This window comes from Pseudomonas psychrophila HA-4 (genome assembly GCF_000282975.1).
In the GTDB taxonomy this organism is placed as follows: Bacteria; Pseudomonadota; Gammaproteobacteria; order Pseudomonadales; family Pseudomonadaceae; genus Aquipseudomonas; species Aquipseudomonas psychrophila_A.
This window is the reverse complement of sequence record NZ_ALJC01000093.1, coordinates 39,376-56,480: the sequence shown is the minus strand read 5'-3', so window position 1 is coordinate 56,480 and position 17,105 is coordinate 39,376. Positions and strand designations below refer to the sequence as shown.

The following is a 17,105-nucleotide window of genomic DNA, read 5'->3' as shown; positions in this document are numbered from 1 at the left end:
CTGGCGGCCCCTTGGGTGGCTCAGGAAACTGATCGACGGCTTGCCGACAGACCTGCGGATTTGAGTGACAAACCCATGCCAAAACGTACAGACATTAAAAGCATCCTGATTCTCGGCGCTGGCCCGATTGTTATCGGCCAGGCCTGCGAGTTCGACTATTCCGGCGCCCAGGCCTGTAAGGCTCTGCGTGAGGAGGGTTACCGCGTTATCCTGGTGAACTCTAACCCAGCCACCATCATGACCGACCCGGACATGGCCGATGCAACTTACATCGAGCCGATCAAGTGGCAGACAGTTGCCAAGATCATCGAAAAAGAGCGTCCTGACGCGCTGCTGCCAACCATGGGTGGCCAAACGGCTCTGAACTGCGCGCTGGACCTGGAGCGCGAAGGCGTTCTGGAGAAATTCGGCGTAGAGATGATCGGTGCTAACGCCGATACCATCGACAAAGCAGAAGACCGTTCGCGTTTCGACAAGGCGATGAAATCCATCGGCCTAGATTGCCCGCGTTCCGGTATCGCTCACAGCATGGAAGAGGCCAACGCGGTTCTCGAAAAGCTGGGCTTCCCGTGCATCATTCGTCCGTCCTTCACCATGGGCGGCACCGGTGGCGGTATTGCTTACAACCGTGAAGAGTTCGAAGAGATCTGTGCGCGTGGCCTAGACCTGTCGCCTACCAAAGAGCTGTTGATCGACGAATCGCTGATTGGCTGGAAAGAGTACGAAATGGAGGTTGTCCGCGATAAGAAGGACAACTGCATCATCGTTTGCTCGATCGAAAACTTTGACCCGATGGGCGTGCACACTGGCGACTCGATCACCGTTGCTCCGGCGCAAACCCTGACCGACAAAGAATATCAAATCATGCGTAACGCCTCGTTGGCGGTACTGCGTGAGATCGGCGTTGAAACCGGCGGTTCCAACGTTCAGTTCGGTATCTGCCCGGACACTGGCCGTATGGTCGTGATCGAGATGAACCCGCGTGTATCCCGCTCTTCGGCGTTGGCTTCCAAAGCCACTGGCTTCCCGATTGCGCGTATCGCTGCCAAGCTGGCGATCGGTTACACCCTGGACGAGCTGCAAAACGAAATCACTGGCGGCGCGACACCTGCGTCCTTCGAGCCGTCCATCGACTACGTTGTGACCAAGCTGCCACGCTTTGCATTCGAGAAATTTGCAAAAGCCGATGCGCGTTTGACCACGCAGATGAAGTCTGTAGGTGAAGTTATGGCCATTGGCCGGACTTTCCAGGAATCGCTGCAGAAAGCCCTTCGCGGTCTGGAAGTGGGTGTTAGCGGCCTTGATCCAAAGCTCGACCTGAGCAACCCGGAAAGCATGGCCGTGCTTAAGCGCGAGCTTACTGTGCCGGGCGCTGAGCGTATCTGGTACGTGGCTGACGCGTTCCGCGCTGGCATGACTGTTGAAGATATCTTCGGCATGAACATGATTGACCCTTGGTTCCTGGTACAGATCGAAGATCTGATCAAGGACGAAGAGAAGATCAAGACTCAAGGCCTGTCTTCGATCGATCGCGACACCATGTACCGTCTCAAGCGCAAAGGTTTCTCTGATGCGCGCCTGGCTGTACTGCTGGGTGTGACCGAGAAAAACCTGCGTCGCCACCGTCACAAGCTGGAAGTGTTTCCGGTCTACAAGCGTGTTGACACCTGTGCGGCTGAGTTCGCGACAGACACCGCTTATATGTACTCGACCTACGAGGAAGAGTGCGAAGCCAACCCGTCGGACCGTGACAAGATCATGATTCTGGGTGGTGGTCCGAACCGTATCGGTCAAGGTATCGAGTTCGACTATTGCTGCGTTCACGCGGCTCTGGCGCTGCGTGCTGATGGTTACGAAACCATCATGGTCAACTGCAACCCGGAAACTGTTTCCACTGACTACGACACCTCGGATCGCTTGTACTTTGAATCCGTAACCTTGGAAGACGTGCTGGAAATCGTCCGTGTTGAGAAGCCTAAAGGTGTGATTGTTCAGTACGGCGGTCAAACCCCGCTGAAACTGGCTCGCGCTCTGGAAGAGGCTGGCGTACCGATCATCGGCACCAGCCCTGACGCCATCGACCGTGCGGAAGACCGTGAGCGCTTCCAGCAAATGGTTGAGCGCCTGAACCTGCGTCAGCCGCCTAACGCCACTGTGCGTAGCGAAGACGAAGCCATCCGCGCTGCCGGCAAGATCGGTTACCCGCTGGTTGTTCGTCCTTCTTACGTGTTGGGCGGTCGTGCGATGGAAATCGTTTACGAAGAAGAGGAACTTAAGCGTTACCTGCGCGATGCGGTGAAAGTGTCCAATGACAGCCCTGTGCTGCTGGATCACTTCCTGAACTGTGCAATCGAAATGGACGTTGATGCTGTCTGTGATGGTACCGATGTTGTGATCGGCGCGATCATGCAGCACATCGAACAGGCTGGTGTTCACTCAGGTGACTCCGCCTGTTCGCTGCCGCCGTACTCGCTACCGCTGCACATCCAAGACGAGATGCGTGAGCAGGTCAAGAAAATGGCCCTTGAGTTGGGCGTTGTAGGTCTGATGAACGTGCAGTTGGCGCTGCAAGGTGAAGACATCTACGTGATCGAAGTGAACCCGCGTGCATCGCGTACCGTTCCTTTCGTGTCCAAGTGCATCGGTGTCTCGCTGGCAATGATCGCTGCTCGCGTAATGGCTGGTAAAACCCTGAAGGAGATTGGTTTCACTAAAGAGATCATTCCTAACTTCTATAGCGTGAAAGAGGCGGTCTTCCCATTCGCCAAATTCCCGGGTGTTGACCCGATCCTCGGCCCAGAGATGAAGTCGACGGGCGAAGTGATGGGCGTGGGTGACACCTTTGGTGAAGCGTTCGCCAAGGCGCAGATGGGCGCAAGCGAGGTTCTGCCAACTGGCGGTACTGCGTTTATCAGTGTGCGTGACGACGACAAGCCTTTGGTGGCGGGTGTTGCGCGCGACCTGATCAGCCTCGGCTTTGAGATCGTTTCGACTGCGGGCACTGCCAAGTTCATCGAAGCCGCTGGCTTGAAAGTGCGCCGCGTGAACAAGGTGACCGAAGGTCGTCCGCACGTTGTCGATATGATCAAAAATGACGAAGTCACTTTGATCATCAACACAACTGAAGGTCGTCAGTCGATTGCTGACTCTTATTCCATTCGCCGCAACGCTTTGCAGCACAAGATTTACTGCACCACGACTATTGCTGCTGGCGAAGCGATCTGCGAAGCGCTTAAGTTCGGTCCTGAAAAAACCGTCCGTCGCTTGCAGGATCTACACGCAGGATTGAAGGCATGATCAAATACCCAATGACCGTCCAGGGCGCGAAAGCCCTGGAAGAAGAGCACGCACACCTGACCAAGGTTGTTCGGCCCAAGCTGAGCCAAGACATCGGCACGGCACGTGAGCTTGGCGACCTGAAAGAAAACGCTGAATACCATGCTGCTCGTGAGCAGCAAGGTATGGTTGAGGCGCGTATTCGTGATATCGAAGGCCGCATGCAGAACGCGGTCATCATTGATGTCACGACTATCCCTCATACCGGTAAAGTGATTTTCGGCACCACGGTTGAGATCGCTAACGTTGAAACTGACGAAAGCGTGACTTATCAGATCGTGGGTGAAGATGAGGCTGACTTCAAGCTCGGAAAAATCTCAGTGGGTTCGCCACTTGCTCGCGCCTTGATTGCCAAGGAAGAGGGTGATGTGGTGGCGGTGAAAACACCGGGCGGCGTCATTGAGTACGAGATTATCGAAGTACGTCACATCTAAGTAAAAGCGCCCGCTTCGTGCGGGCGCTCTGCTTTGGCCGCCGGCTCGGTGTTGTGGGTTAGCAGCTTGCGGTTGCTTTACACAGAATTTGAGCGGTGCTGGTCTGAATAGAGTGGCGCGGTTGTTTTTCAAGACATCGCATGGCGCGCTTTAAATGTAGCGCTTGCCGCGTGATGTTTTTTGCTTTCGGGATGTAGGGCGTTGGGCGGTTCTGGCTGCCGATGCATTGCGCGGGCAGTTGTTGGAAGGTGTCAGGGCGCGCAGGCGCGCCCTTGACCCCTGTCGGCATCACTTGAAGCGATGGATGTTCGACAGATGCTTGTTAACATTGACGTTCTTGCGGTACAGAAGCGCCATTTTGCCGATAACCTGTACCAATTCCGCTTTGCCGGACTTGCACAGTTCTGCAATAGCCTCCAGGCGGGATTCGCGATCCAGGATGTTGACTTTGATTTTAATCAGCTCGTGATCGCCCAATGCGCGTTCGAGTTCGGCTAAAACACCTTCAGTCAAACCATTATCAGCCACAGTCAATACTGGTTTCAGATGGTGGCCAATGGATTTGTACTGTTTCTTCTGCTCTTGAGTGAGCGGCATAATCTGACCCCTGTGTCTGATCTTGTAAAAAGCGGCGGCCAGTTTACCCGAGCGAGTCCGGGACCGCCCAGTTAATCACGACCCGTTTATATTTTTGAGGTGGCCCGTGGCCCGTTCCAAGACTAGCCTTAACTGGCTGAAAGAGCATTTCAACGACCCATACGTCAAAATGGCGCAAAAAGACGGGTATCGTTCGCGTGCAAGTTACAAGCTTCTGGAGATCCAGGAACGTGATCGTTTGATTCGTCCGGGCATGACGGTGATTGACCTGGGCGCAGCCCCGGGTGGCTGGTCGCAGGTGACTAGCCGTCTGATCGGTGGCCAAGGGCGACTGATCGCTTCGGACATTCTGGACATGGACAGCATCCCGGACGTGACCTTCATTAAGGGTGACTTTACCGAGGACGCTGTATTGGCTCAGATTCTAGAGGCGGTCGGAAATACACAAGTAGACCTTGTGATTTCAGATATGGCCCCCAATATGAGTGGATTGGCAGCTGTAGATATGCCGCGGGCAATGTTCCTCTGCGAATTGGCACTGGATCTAGCCGGGCGAGTTCTGCGTCCAGGTGGTGATTTTTTGATTAAAGTCTTCCAAGGAGAAGGCTTCGATCAATACCACAAAGACATCCGCAAGCTTTTTGATAAGGTGCAGATGCGCAAGCCAACCTCGTCACGAGACCGTTCCCGCGAGCAGTATTTGCTGGGGCGTGGCTTCCGTGGCATAGAGGGTTCTGCCAGTGATGAACGTCTCTGACAGGGGCGATAAGTTTTTTTGTATCGCTTTACAGTGCTGTCATAACGAATATTGTGTAGTCAAAGTTTCACAAAGGGTTACAGACGGAGCCTGCAAGGGTTGTAGGCAATGTAGTAAGTTATGCCGGTGAATATCATGCGAAGCACGCTTCAGTAGCGGGGCTTGCTTCAGAGGGTAGCTAATTGAACGATATGGCAAAGAATCTGATCCTGTGGTTGATCATCGCAGCTGTCTTGGTGACAGTGATGAACAACTTCTCCAGTCCAAACGAGCCACAAACCCTCAACTATTCCGACTTCATCCAGCAAGTTAAGGATGGCAAGGTCGAGCGCGTTGCCGTGGATGGCTACGTGATTACCGGCAAACGAAGCGATGGCGATACCTTCAAGACCATTCGTCCGGCTATTCAGGACAACGGTTTGATCGGTGACTTGGTTGATAACCATGTGACTGTTGAGGGCAAATTGCCTGAGCAGCAAAGCATCTGGACTCAACTGTTGGTTGCGAGCTTCCCGATTCTGGTAATCATCGCTGTCTTCATGTTCTTTATGCGTCAAATGCAGGGCGGTGCCGGCGGTAAAGGCGGCCCGATGAGCTTTGGCAAGAGCAAGGCGCGTCTGTTGTCCGAAGACCAAGTCAAAACGACCTTGGCTGACGTCGCAGGCTGTGATGAAGCCAAAGAAGAAGTGGGTGAGCTAGTTGAGTTCCTCCGTGATCCAGGAAAATTCCAGCGCCTAGGCGGTCGTATTCCTCGTGGCGTGCTGATGGTTGGCCCGCCAGGTACCGGTAAAACGTTGCTCGCCAAGGCGATTGCTGGCGAAGCTAAGGTTCCGTTTTTCACGATTTCCGGTTCCGATTTCGTTGAGATGTTTGTGGGTGTCGGTGCAAGCCGCGTTCGTGACATGTTTGAACAAGCTAAAAAGCATGCGCCTTGCATCATCTTCATCGACGAAATCGACGCAGTCGGTCGTCACCGTGGTGCTGGTATGGGCGGCGGTCATGATGAGCGTGAGCAAACCCTCAACCAATTGCTGGTTGAGATGGACGGCTTTGAAATGAACGACGGCATCATTGTAATCGCCGCCACTAACCGTCCTGACGTGCTTGACCCTGCGCTGTTGCGACCGGGCCGTTTTGACCGTCAGGTAGTGGTTGGTTTGCCAGACATTCGTGGTCGTGAGCAAATCCTCAAAGTGCACATGCGGAAAGTGCCGATGGGTGATGACGTTCAGGCGGGTGTGATTGCACGTGGTACTCCGGGGTTCTCCGGTGCTGACCTCGCTAACCTGGTGAACGAAGCGTCCTTGTTCGCAGCGCGTACCGGTAAGCGCGTTGTTGAAATGAAAGAATTTGAGCTGGCCAAAGACAAAATCATGATGGGCGCCGAACGCAAATCGATGGTGATGTCGGATAAAGAAAAGCGTAATACGGCTTACCACGAAGCGGGTCACGCAATTGTTGGTCGCGTCGTGCCTGAGCATGACCCGGTTTACAAAGTGTCGATCATTCCGCGGGGTCGTGCGTTGGGCGTCACTATGTTCCTGCCGGAAGAGGATCGTTACAGCCTCTCCAAGCGCGCGTTGATCAGCCAGATTTGCTCGCTTTACGGCGGTCGTATCGCTGAAGAGATGACCTTGGGTTTTGACGGTGTGACCACCGGTGCATCCAACGACATCATGCGTGCGAGCCAGATTGCGCGGAACATGGTCACCAAATGGGGCTTGTCCGAGAAGCTGGGTCCGCTGATGTATGCCGAAGATGACGAGTCTTACCTAGGGCGCGGTGGTGGCGGTCAAGGTGCTAGCGTTTCGGGCGAGACAGCCAAGCTGATCGATTCTGAAGTGCGCAGCATCATCGATGAGTGCTACGGCACGGCCAAGCAGATCCTGACGGACAACCGTGACAAGCTGGAAGCGATGGCTGATGCATTGATGAAATACGAGACGATCGATGCTGATCAGATCGATGACATCATGGCTGGTCGCCCTCCACGCGAGCCGCGTGACTGGGAAGGCGGTGGCACAGGTACACCAACTGCGCCGCCTCTGGATAAAACCGAGCGTCCTGAAGCACCTATCGGCGGCCCTGCTGCTGATCACTAAGGCTTGAAATGACTTCTGCTCAGTCCCTGACCCGGTTGCCTTGCGGCAACCGGGTTCTTGATTTAACCCGTACGCATGTTATGGGTATTCTTAATGTCACCCCTGATTCGTTCTCTGATGGCGGTCGCTTTGCTCCGGCAGATGCGGCTTTGCGCCATGCCGAGGCTATGGTGTTGGCGGGTGCAAGTTTGATTGATGTGGGTGGTGAATCAACGCGCCCAGGTGCTCGCGTGGTGTTGCCACAAGAAGAGCTTGATCGGGTTGCCCCTGTTGTCGAGCGCATCAGTCGTGAACTTGATGTGATTATCTCGGTCGATACCTCCGCGCCAATCGTGATGACTGAGGTTGCGCGCTTGGGGGCTGGTCTCATCAATGATGTGCGTTCGCTGCGCCGAGAAGGTGCCGTGCAGGCTGCTGCTGCCACGGGTTTGCCGATATGTCTGATGCATATGCTGGGTGAGCCCGGTGATATGCAGGATAATCCGCATTACGCCGATTTGGTGGGTGAGGTTTCGGCATTTCTAGTTGAGCGCATGGAGTACTGTGCGGCTGCCGGAATTGCAACTGAACGTATCGTCCTTGATCCGGGATTTGGCTTTGCAAAAACACTGCAACACAACCTGAGTCTCTTTAAGCACATGGAGGCCCTGCATGCTTTAGGGCGGCCGTTGCTGGTGGGTGTGTCGCGCAAAAGTATGATTGGGCAGGCGTTGAATCGGCCAGTGGGTGAGCGTCTTTATGGCAGTCTTGCGCTGGCAGCACTTGCTGTGACTAAAGGGGCGCGTATTCTTCGCGTCCATGACGTTGCTGAAACGGTTGATGTGGTACGGATGATCGCAGCGGTAGAGTCCGCCGACTAAGAACAATGGAGCACTTATGACGAAGAAATATTTTGGCACCGACGGTATTCGCGGTCGCGTCGGCGTTTATCCGATTACCCCAGATTTTATGCTCAAGTTGGGTTGGGCTGCGGGGATGGCGTTTCGTAGCATGGGCGCTTGTCGAATCTTGGTCGGCAAAGACACGCGCATTTCGGGCTATATGTTTGAGTCAGCTCTGGAAGCCGGTTTGTCAGCAGCTGGGGCAGATGTAATGCTCCTGGGGCCAATGCCTACGCCGGCGATTGCGTATCTCACGCGCACTTTTCATGCGGAAGCGGGTATCGTGATCAGTGCATCGCACAATCCTCATGACGATAACGGTATTAAGTTCTTTTCGGGTGAGGGGACCAAGCTCCCTGACGAGGTTGAGTTGATGATCGAGGAGCTGCTGGATGCTCCGATGACGGTCGTGGACTCTGACAAGCTGGGCAAGGTGTCGCGTATCAATGATGCCTCCGGCCGCTATATCGAATTTTGCAAAAGCAGCGTACCGACCAGTACGAACTTCAGTGGTCTGAAGATCGTTATCGATTGCGCGCATGGTGCAACGTATAAAGTTGCGCCGAGCGTGTTCAAAGAGTTGGGTGCGAACGTCACTGTTTTGTCGGCTCAACCTAATGGCCTGAATATCAATGACAACTGTGGCTCGACCCATATGGGCTCGTTGCAGGCAGCGGTTTTGTCTGAGAAGGCTGACTTGGGTATTGCCTTTGATGGCGATGGCGACCGAGTACTGATGGTTGATCACACCGGTGCCATTGTCGACGGTGATGAGCTGTTGTTCATCATTGCGCGTGATTTGCATGAGCGCGGAAAATTGCAGGGCGGTGTTGTCGGAACGCTGATGAGTAATCTAGGGCTTGAACTGGCGCTAGCCGACCTTGGCATTCCGTTTGTACGGGCCAATGTTGGAGACCGTTATGTTATTGCTAGCCTGCAAGAGCATGATTGGCAGGTTGGTGGTGAAAACTCCGGGCATATCGTTTGCTTTCAGCACACCACGACGGGCGACGCGATCATTGCGGCTCTGCAAGTTTTGTTGGCGCTACGTCGACGTGGTGAAGGGCTGGCTCAGTCCCGTCAGGCGTTGCGAAAATGTCCGCAGGTGCTGCTGAATGTACGCTTCGCGGGTGGCGTGAATCCTGTTGAGCATCCCGCCATTAAAGAAGCGTGTGCGCGTGTTACAGAGGCGATGAAAGGCCGTGGACGCGTATTGTTGCGCAAGTCGGGTACCGAGCCGTTAGTGCGTGTCATGGTGGAAGGTGACGACGAAAAAATGGTTCGTGGCTACGCAGAAGAGCTGGCAAAGCTGGTAAGTGAAGTTTGTGCCTGAATTCGGCTTGCCAGCGCTGGTGTGGTTGGGTAACATCTGCGCCCACTTTGACCGACGAGGTAAAGCATGCGTCGCACTATGGTAGCTGGTAACTGGAAGATGCACGGTACCCGCGCCAGCGTCGCTGAGCTGATCGACGGTCTGCGTAATCTGGCCTTGCCTAGCGGTGTTGAGATTGCGGTATTCCCATCTGACTTGTTTATTGATCGTGTAATCAATGGCTTGAAAGGTACGCCAATTTCGGTTGGTGCTCAGGATGCCGCGATCGACGAAAAGCAAGGTGCGCTGACTGGGGAGATTTCTCCGAGTCAGTTGGTGGATGCGGGTTGCAAATTGGTGCTTGTGGGTCACTCTGAGCGTCGCCTGATTTTGGGTGAGCAGGATGAGACACTTAATCGCAAGTTTGCAGCAGCTCAAGCTTCTGGCCTAACGCCAGTGTTGTGCATAGGGGAGACCCTTGAGCAGCGTGAAGCGGGGCAAACGCTTGAGGTTGTAAAGCGTCAGTTGAACGTTGTCATTGATGAGTTCGGTATTGATGCTTTTACAAATGCAGTGATTGCATATGAGCCGGTCTGGGCTATCGGTACCGGGCTGACTGCAACACCGCAGCAAGCGCAAGATGTGCATGCGGCCATTCGCGCACAACTGGCGCAGAAGAATTCTGAGGTTGCACAAGGTGTGCGACTTCTATACGGCGGCAGCGTGAAGGCGGCCAATGCGGTCGAACTGTTCAGCATGCCGGATATCGATGGGGGGCTCATTGGTGGGGCTTCCCTGAATGCAGATGAGTTCGGTGCGATTTGTCGCGCCGCGGGAAACTGAGAAAATGCTGGAAACAGTCGTAGTCGTTTTTCATCTGTTGGGTGCATTGGGCGTAATTGCCCTGGTATTGCTGCAACAGGGTAAAGGTGCGGATGCTGGAGCATCTTTCGGAGCAGGCGCATCAAATACTGTGTTCGGAAGCCAAGGTTCCTCTACCTTTCTTAGTAAGTTTACTGCTATACTTGCCGCAGGTTTTTTCATAACCAGCCTAGGGTTAGGTTACTTTGCTAAAGAGAAAGCTCATGAGCTGACTCAAGTAGGTTTGCCAGATCCAGCGGTGTTAGAAGCGCCAAAGCAAAAACCGGCTTCAGATGATGTGCCGGTGCTTAATGAGCAAAAGTCGGCTACTCCAGCGACTGACGTGCCTCCAGCTCAAGAGCAAAAGTAAAACGGGTTTCATGATGTAACTGTAGTATTGCCGAGGTGGTGGAATTGGTAGACACGCAACCTTGAGGTGGTTGTGCCCATAGGGTGTAGGGGTTCGAGTCCCCTTCTCGGTACCAATTATCAAGAATGCCCGCAGTAGCGGGCTTTCTTGTATGTGGAAGGCTACATTGACCCTGAAAGGGATCAAACGTATACTTCCGCTCCAGCTTTGTCGCGGGATGGAGCAGTCTGGTAGCTCGTCGGGCTCATAACCCGAAGGTCGTCGGTTCAAATCCGGCTCCCGCAACCAGTTTTAGCGGAGCCCCTTATTAGGGGCTTTTTGTTAACTGGACACTTTATAGCGTCGGTATTCAACGACGTTTCAGAGATGGGCGCTTCGCCCATTTTTTTATTTTGCACAGCATGCACAAACATGCACTAGGGGGTTCAGGTGTCGAGCAAGCTAGAAGAGTTGCAGGCCTTGTTGGCCCCGGTGGTCGTGGCCCTTGGCTATGAATGCTGGGGTATTGAATTTTCGGCTCAGGGCCGCCATTCAATGTTGCGTGTGTATATCGACAAGGAAGGCGGCGTTTTGGTGGATGACTGCGCAATTGTCAGTCGCCAAATCAGCGGCGTTCTGGATGTCGAAGATCCTATTTCTGTTGAATACACCCTTGAAGTTTCTTCTCCTGGCATGGAGCGCCCGCTGTTCACTCTTGAGCAGTTTGGCCAATTCACCGGCGAGCAAGTAAAGATCAAGCTGCGCTCACCCTTTGAGGGGCGACGCAACTTTCAGGGCCTTCTGCGCGGCGTAGAAGAACAGGACGTAGTGGTGCAAGTTGATGACCACGAGTTTCTGTTGCCGATCGATATGATCGACAAGGCCAACATTATTCCCAGTTTTGACTGAGACGCGGATCCCGCGGATCCAATGGCTTGCGAAAGGCGAGGCGTACGATGAGCAAAGAAGTACTGCTGGTTGTTGAGTCGGTGTCCAATGAAAAGGGCGTACCGGCAAACGTAATTTTTGAGGCGCTGGAGCTGGCTCTGGCCACCGCTACCAAAAAGCGTTTTGAAGACGAAGTCGATCTGCGTGTGGAAATCAATCGCCACACCGGTAACTATGAGACTTTCCGTCGTTGGACTGTGGTCGAAGACGAAGATCTGGATGATCCAGCAATCGAGTTGGCGGTAGACCAGGCCCAAGCGAAACAGCCAGGCGCTGTAGCTGGCGATATTATCGAAGAGAAGATCGATTCTATCGAGTTCGGTCGGATTGCTGCACAAACTGCCAAGCAGGTTATTGTGCAAAAAGTCCGCGAAGCTGAGCGTGCTCAAGTCGTCGATGCTTATCGCGAGCGTTTGGGCGAAATCATTTCTGGCACCGTTAAAAAAGTGACACGTGACAACGTGATCGTCGATCTGGGCAACAACGCTGAAGCGTTGCTGGCCCGTGAAGACATCATCTCGCGTGAAACTTTCCGTGTTGGCGTACGCCTTCGCGCATTGTTAAAAGAAATTCGCACTGAGAACCGCGGTCCTCAACTGATTTTGTCGCGCACAGCGCCAGAGATGTTGATCGAGCTGTTCCGAATTGAAGTTCCAGAAATCTCTGAAGGCCTGATCGAAGTGATGGCGGCCTCCCGAGATCCAGGATCACGCGCTAAAATAGCCGTTCGCTCCAAAGACAAACGCATTGATCCGCAAGGTGCTTGCATTGGTATGCGCGGTTCGCGCGTCCAGGCAGTGTCCGGCGAATTGGGTGGGGAGCGAGTGGATATCGTCCTTTGGGATGACAACCCGGCGCAGTTCGTGATCAACGCAATGTCGCCAGCAGAAGTAGCGGCAATTATTGTCGACGAAGATGCCCATGCAATGGACATCGCCGTTGGCGCAGACAATCTGGCCCAGGCGATTGGTCGCGGCGGTCAGAACGTACGTTTGGCTAGCCAGTTGACTGGCTGGACCTTGAACGTGATGACCGAATCGGACATCCAGGCTAAGCAGCAAGCAGAAACCGGCGACATCCTGCGCAACTTCATCGAAGAGTTGGAAGTTGATGAAGAGTTGGCGCAGGTGCTGGTTGATGAAGGCTTCACCAGCCTGGAAGAGATTGCCTACGTACCGGTGGAAGAAATGCTCAACATCGACGGCTTTGACGAAGATATCGTCAACGAGCTTCGCGCTCGGGCCAAGGATCGTTTGTTGACTAAAGCCATCGCTACTGAGGAAAAGCTGGCAGACGCCCATCCGGCCGAAGACCTGCTCTCGCTTGAGGGTATGGACAAGGATTTGGCGATGGAACTGGCGGTGCGCGGCGTAATTACCCGCGAAGACCTGGCCGAGCAGTCTATTGACGACCTGCTCGACATCGACGGCATTGACGATGATCGTGCCGGCAAGTTGATCATGGCCGCCCGAGCCCATTGGTTCGAGTAATTAGGCGCGGCCTGAGGAGAGAAATGCATGACGCAAGTCACGGTGAAACAACTGGCCGATGAGGTCAAAACACCGGTTGAGCGCCTGTTGCAGCAGATGCGTGAGGCAGGTCTGCCGCACACCGCCGCCGAGCAGAATGTGACCGACAGTGAGAAGCAAGCTCTGCTGACTCACCTGAAAAGCAGCCACAAGGCGAAAGTGGAAGAACCGCGCAAAATCACTTTGCAGCGTAAAACCACCAGTACCCTGCGTGTTGCTGGAAGCAAAAGCATCAGCGTTGAAGTACGTAAGAAGAAAGTCTTCGTACAGCAAAGCCCGGAAGAAATTGAAGCCGAGCGCAAACGTGAGATGGATGAACGCCGTGCAGTAGAAAATGCTGCACGTCAAAAGGCTGAAGAGGAATCCAAGCGTCGCGCCGAAGAAGAAGCGCGACGCCAGCCTGCAGCTCCGACTGCTGCGCCAGCTGTTGCTGCTCCTGCACCTGTGCACACTGCACCGGTAGCAGCGCCAGCACCGGCTGCTGCACCTGCTCCAGCAGCAGATGCTCGCAAGCGGGATGAGCAGCGTCGTCCAGACAAACCACGTGCTGACGATAACAATCGTCGCGGGAGTGGCGATGGTGAGCGCAAAAACGCTCCGCATCGTGCTTCTGTTAAAGAAAAAGCGCCAACTCCACGCGTTGCACCGCGCACCTCCGACGAAGAAAGCGACAGCTTCCGTCGCGGTGGTCGTGGCAAGAGCAAGCTGAAGAAGCGTAACGCTCACGGTTTCCAGAGCCCAACCGGCCCTGTGGTTCGTGACGTACAGATTGGCGAGACCATCACTGTTGGCGATTTGGCCGCACAGATGTCGGTCAAGGCTGCCGAAGTCATCAAGTTCATGTTCAAGCTGGGTACTCCAGCGACCATCAACCAGGTACTGGATCAGGAAACTGCCCAACTGGTTGCTGAAGAACTGGGCCACAAAGTGACTCTGGTCAGCGACAACGCCTTGGAAGATTCCTTGGCTGAGTCCCTGAAGTTTGAAGGCGAGTCGTTCTCCCGTGCACCAGTTGTGACCGTAATGGGCCACGTTGACCACGGTAAAACGTCCCTGCTCGACTACATCCGTCGTGCCAAGGTAGCTGCTGGCGAAGCCGGTGGTATTACACAGCACATCGGTGCATACCACGTTGAAACCGAACGCGGCATGGTCACTTTCCTCGACACCCCGGGTCACGCTGCGTTTACCGCAATGCGTGCACGTGGTGCCAAGGCTACTGACATCGTGATTCTGGTTGTGGCTGCAGACGACGGTGTAATGCCGCAAACCATCGAAGCTGTTCAGCATGCGAAAGCAGCTGGCGTGCCGCTGGTGGTTGCAGTGAACAAGATCGACAAGCCAGGTGCTGACCTCGATCGCATCCGTAGCGAACTGTCCGTTCACGGCGTGACGTCGGAAGAGTGGGGTGGTGACACTCCGTTTGTTTCGGTCTCGGCGAAAATGGGTACTGGCGTTGACGAGTTGCTCGAAGCCGTGTTGCTGCAAGCTGAAGTTCTGGAACTCAAAGCAACTCCATCGGCTCCTGGTCGTGGCGTAGTGGTTGAGTCCCGCCTGGACAAAGGCCGTGGCCCTGTTGCGACTGTTCTGGTTCAAGACGGTACCCTGCGCCAAGGCGACATGGTTCTGGTTGGTTCCAACTACGGCCGCATCCGCGCCATGCTCGACGAGAACGGCAAGCCAATCAAGGAAGCCGGTCCATCCATCCCTGTCGAGATTCTCGGCTTGGACGGAACGCCAGATGCTGGCGACGAGATGAGCGTAATGACCGACGAGAAGAAGGCGCGTGAAGTTGCCCTGTTCCGTCAAGGCAAGTTCCGCGAAGTGAAACTGGCGCGTGCTCACGCAGGCAAGCTGGAAAACATCTTCGAGAACATGGGCCAGGAAGAGAAGAAGACGCTTAACATCGTCCTCAAATCTGACGTCCGTGGTTCGTTGGAAGCTCTGCAGGGCGCTCTGAGCGGCCTGGGTAACGACGAAGTGCAAGTGCGCGTAGTGGGCGGCGGTGTCGGTGGTATTACCGAGAGCGATGCTAACTTGGCACTGGCCTCCAACGCTGTATTGTTCGGCTTTAACGTGCGTGCTGATGCTGGCGCTCGCAAGATTGTCGAGCAAGAAGGCTTGGACATGCGTTACTACAACGTCATCTACGACATCATCGAAGACGTCAAGAAAGCCCTTACCGGTATGCTTGGCAGCGACGTTCGGGAGAACATCCTGGGTATCGCTGAAGTCCGCGACGTATTCCGTTCGCCTAAGTTCGGTGCGATTGCCGGTTGTATGGTGCTGGAAGGTGTTGTTCACCGTAACCGTCCAATCCGTGTACTGCGCGAAGACATCGTTATCTTCGAAGGCGAGCTGGAATCCCTGCGCCGCTTCAAAGATGACGCGTCCGAAGTGCGTGCTGGCATGGAATGCGGTATCGGCGTTAAGAGCTACAACGACGTTAAAGTCGGCGACAAAATCGAAGTGTTCGAGAAGGTCCAGGTTGCTCGCAGCCTCTAAATCGCGAGCCTCAAGAGCGAGGATGAGCACGGGCATGCAAATGCAACGTGCTCGGCCTGGACTCTAAACGCAACGCCCGGTCCGGCTTATGTCTGGCCGGGCGTTTGCCGCTTTCAGAACGCATGGGTTTCCCATGGGTGAGTAACAGGTAACAAGACATGGCAAAAGAATATAGCCGTACCCAACGTATCGGCGATCAGATGCAGCGCGAGCTGGCCCAACTGATCCGTCGTGAAGTCAAAGACCCGCGCGTGGGTCTGGTCACCATTACTGCCGTTGAAGTCAGCCGTGACGTGGGTCACGCCAAGATCTTCATCACCGTAATGGGGCAGGACAACGCAGAAGATATTGCTCAGACCATTAAAGTTCTGAACTCCGCAGCTGGCTTCCTTCGCATGCAATTGGCGCGCGAAATGAAACTGCGCAGCGTGCCTCAATTGCACTTTCACTACGACGAAAGCGTCGTGCGCGGTGCCCATCTGTCCGCTTTGATCGAGCGTGCAGTGGCTGAGGACAATCAGCACCCTGACGCTTTCGCTCCTGAAGACACCAAGGAGTAACCGGTGGCTCAGGTCAAGCGTATCCGTCGTAACGTCAGCGGCATCATCCTGCTCGATAAACCGCTAGGATTTACCTCCAACGCGGCCCTGCAGAAAGTTCGCTGGCTGCTCAATGCCGAGAAGGCAGGGCACACCGGTAGCCTCGACCCACTGGCCAGCGGCGTCTTGCCGTTGTGCTTTGGCGAGGCCACCAAGTTTTCGCAATACCTGCTCGATTCCGACAAGGGTTATGAAACCCTGATGCAATTAGGCAAGACCACGACCACTGCGGACGCCGAAGGTGAGGTTTTGCTCACGCGTCCAGTGACCGTTGGTCGCACCGATATCGAAGCTGTTTTGCCTAAATTTCGTGGGCAAATCAGTCAGATACCGCCGATGTACTCGGCACTTAAACGTGACGGTCAGCCGCTTTACAAGTTGGCTCGTGCAGGTGAAGTGGTGGAGCGCGAACCGCGTTCTGTTACTATTACCCGCCTCGAATTACTGGCCAGCGAAGGCGACACTGCGCGCTTGTCCGTTGACTGCACCAAAGGCACCTATATCCGTACCCTCGTGGAAGATATTGGTGAAGAGTTGGGGTGTGGTGCATACGTTGCAGAGCTTCGCCGTACGCACGCCGGACCTTTCAGCTTGGCCCAAACAGTCACGCTCGAAGAGCTGGAAGCTGTACACGCCGAAGGCGGCAATGAAGCAGTTGATCGCTTCTTGATGCCATCGGACAGCGGTTTGCTGGACTGGCCGTTGCTGCATTTTTCGGAGGCCAGCGCGTTCTATTGGCTCAATGGCCAACCGGTACGTGCTCCTGATGCCCCGAAGTTCGGCATGGTGCGGGTACAAGATCACAACGGTCGCTTTATCGGTATCGGTGAAGTGAGCGAAGACGGGCGTATCGCGCCGCGTCGACTGATTCGGTCAGAATGACCGGAGCAGAACG

General features: G+C 54.7%; 14 protein-coding genes and 2 tRNA genes. 15 read left to right on the top strand and 1 reads right to left on the bottom strand.

Annotation, left to right across the window (positions count from 1 at the left end):
• Positions 1 to 75 precede the first annotated feature (75 nt).
• Both carB and greA read left to right on the top strand, forming a co-directional pair.
• Positions 76 to 3,297 (top strand): carbamoyl-phosphate synthase large subunit, encoded by a 3,222-nt coding sequence (gene carB / locus B347_RS0114475; protein ID WP_019410407.1) that lies wholly within the window; start codon positions 76 to 78, stop codon positions 3,295 to 3,297.
• On the top strand, positions 3,294 to 3,770 hold the full coding sequence (gene greA, locus B347_RS0114470) for a transcription elongation factor GreA (protein WP_019410406.1): 477 nt from the start codon (positions 3,294 to 3,296) through the stop codon (positions 3,768 to 3,770). Before carB ends, greA begins: the two co-directional genes overlap by 4 nt.
• Positions 3,771 to 4,058: 288 nt before the next feature.
• On the opposite strand, the gene yhbY is transcribed toward greA, so the two are convergent.
• Positions 4,059 to 4,367, bottom strand: a complete 309-nt coding sequence (yhbY, locus tag B347_RS0114460) for a ribosome assembly RNA-binding protein YhbY (protein WP_019410405.1) — start codon at positions 4,365 to 4,367, stop codon at positions 4,059 to 4,061.
• Between the two features lie 106 nt (positions 4,368 to 4,473).
• On the opposite strand from yhbY, the gene rlmE reads away from it, so the two are divergent.
• From rlmE to truB, 13 genes are all read left to right on the top strand, one after another.
• Positions 4,474 to 5,124 (top strand): 23S rRNA (uridine(2552)-2'-O)-methyltransferase RlmE, encoded by a 651-nt coding sequence (gene rlmE / locus B347_RS0114455; RefSeq protein WP_019410404.1) that lies wholly within the window; start codon positions 4,474 to 4,476, stop codon positions 5,122 to 5,124.
• A 191-nt stretch (positions 5,125 to 5,315) separates the two neighbouring features.
• Complete coding sequence (gene ftsH / locus B347_RS0114450) at positions 5,316 to 7,226, top strand: ATP-dependent zinc metalloprotease FtsH (protein ID WP_019410403.1); 1,911 nt, start codon at positions 5,316 to 5,318, stop codon at positions 7,224 to 7,226.
• 8 nt (positions 7,227 to 7,234) lie between these two features.
• The gene (folP, locus tag B347_RS0114445) at positions 7,235 to 8,086 is read left to right on the top strand and encodes a dihydropteroate synthase (protein WP_026014199.1); all 852 of its coding nucleotides are present in this window, start codon (positions 7,235 to 7,237) and stop codon (positions 8,084 to 8,086) included.
• A gap of 16 nt (positions 8,087 to 8,102) precedes the next feature.
• Positions 8,103 to 9,440 (top strand): phosphoglucosamine mutase, encoded by a 1,338-nt coding sequence (gene glmM, locus B347_RS0114440; RefSeq protein ID WP_019410401.1) that lies wholly within the window; start codon positions 8,103 to 8,105, stop codon positions 9,438 to 9,440.
• 66 nt (positions 9,441 to 9,506) lie between these two features.
• On the top strand, positions 9,507 to 10,262 hold the full coding sequence (tpiA, locus tag B347_RS0114435) for a triose-phosphate isomerase (protein ID WP_026014198.1): 756 nt from the start codon (positions 9,507 to 9,509) through the stop codon (positions 10,260 to 10,262).
• Between the two features lie 4 nt (positions 10,263 to 10,266).
• The gene (secG, locus tag B347_RS0114430; protein WP_019410399.1) at positions 10,267 to 10,650 is read left to right on the top strand and encodes a preprotein translocase subunit SecG; all 384 of its coding nucleotides are present in this window, start codon (positions 10,267 to 10,269) and stop codon (positions 10,648 to 10,650) included.
• Positions 10,651 to 10,679: 29 nt separating this feature from the next.
• A tRNA-Leu gene (locus tag B347_RS0114425) sits at positions 10,680 to 10,765 on the top strand.
• A 96-nt stretch (positions 10,766 to 10,861) separates the two neighbouring features.
• Positions 10,862 to 10,938: transfer RNA gene (locus tag B347_RS0114420), tRNA-Met, on the top strand.
• Positions 10,939 to 11,079: 141 nt separating this feature from the next.
• Positions 11,080 to 11,538, top strand: a complete 459-nt coding sequence (rimP, locus tag B347_RS0114415; protein WP_019410398.1) for a ribosome maturation factor RimP — start codon at positions 11,080 to 11,082, stop codon at positions 11,536 to 11,538.
• Between the two features lie 47 nt (positions 11,539 to 11,585).
• Entirely contained in the window at positions 11,586 to 13,067 is a 1,482-nt protein-coding gene (gene nusA, locus B347_RS0114410; RefSeq protein WP_019410397.1) for a transcription termination factor NusA, read from the top strand.
• 27 nt (positions 13,068 to 13,094) lie between these two features.
• Complete coding sequence (infB, locus tag B347_RS0114405) at positions 13,095 to 15,611, top strand: translation initiation factor IF-2 (RefSeq protein WP_019410396.1); 2,517 nt, start codon at positions 13,095 to 13,097, stop codon at positions 15,609 to 15,611.
• Between the two features lie 158 nt (positions 15,612 to 15,769).
• Positions 15,770 to 16,171, top strand: a complete 402-nt coding sequence (gene rbfA / locus B347_RS0114400) for a 30S ribosome-binding factor RbfA (protein WP_019410395.1) — start codon at positions 15,770 to 15,772, stop codon at positions 16,169 to 16,171.
• 3 nt (positions 16,172 to 16,174) lie between these two features.
• Complete coding sequence (gene truB, locus B347_RS0114395) at positions 16,175 to 17,092, top strand: tRNA pseudouridine(55) synthase TruB (protein ID WP_019410394.1); 918 nt, start codon at positions 16,175 to 16,177, stop codon at positions 17,090 to 17,092.
• Positions 17,093 to 17,105: the final 13 nt, after the last annotated feature.

Bases quoted from the DNA above. Each gene is read 5' to 3' on its own strand.
- ftsH (WP_019410403.1), top strand. From the start codon at position 5,316: ATGGCAAAGAATCTGATCCTGTGGTTGATCATCGCAGCTGTCTTGGTG.
- carB (WP_019410407.1), top strand. From the start codon at position 76: ATGCCAAAACGTACAGACATTAAAAGCATCCTGATTCTCGGCGCTGGC.
- yhbY (WP_019410405.1), bottom strand. From the start codon at position 4,367: ATGCCGCTCACTCAAGAGCAGAAGAAACAGTACAAATCCATTGGCCAC.
- infB (WP_019410396.1), top strand. From the start codon at position 13,095: ATGACGCAAGTCACGGTGAAACAACTGGCCGATGAGGTCAAAACACCG.
- glmM (WP_019410401.1), top strand. From the start codon at position 8,103: ATGACGAAGAAATATTTTGGCACCGACGGTATTCGCGGTCGCGTCGGC.
- nusA (WP_019410397.1), top strand. From the start codon at position 11,586: ATGAGCAAAGAAGTACTGCTGGTTGTTGAGTCGGTGTCCAATGAAAAG.
- rbfA (WP_019410395.1), top strand. From the start codon at position 15,770: ATGGCAAAAGAATATAGCCGTACCCAACGTATCGGCGATCAGATGCAG.
- tpiA (WP_026014198.1), top strand. From the start codon at position 9,507: ATGCGTCGCACTATGGTAGCTGGTAACTGGAAGATGCACGGTACCCGC.
- folP (WP_026014199.1), top strand. From the start codon at position 7,235: ATGACTTCTGCTCAGTCCCTGACCCGGTTGCCTTGCGGCAACCGGGTT.
- greA (WP_019410406.1), top strand. From the start codon at position 3,294: ATGATCAAATACCCAATGACCGTCCAGGGCGCGAAAGCCCTGGAAGAA.
- secG (WP_019410399.1), top strand. From the start codon at position 10,267: ATGCTGGAAACAGTCGTAGTCGTTTTTCATCTGTTGGGTGCATTGGGC.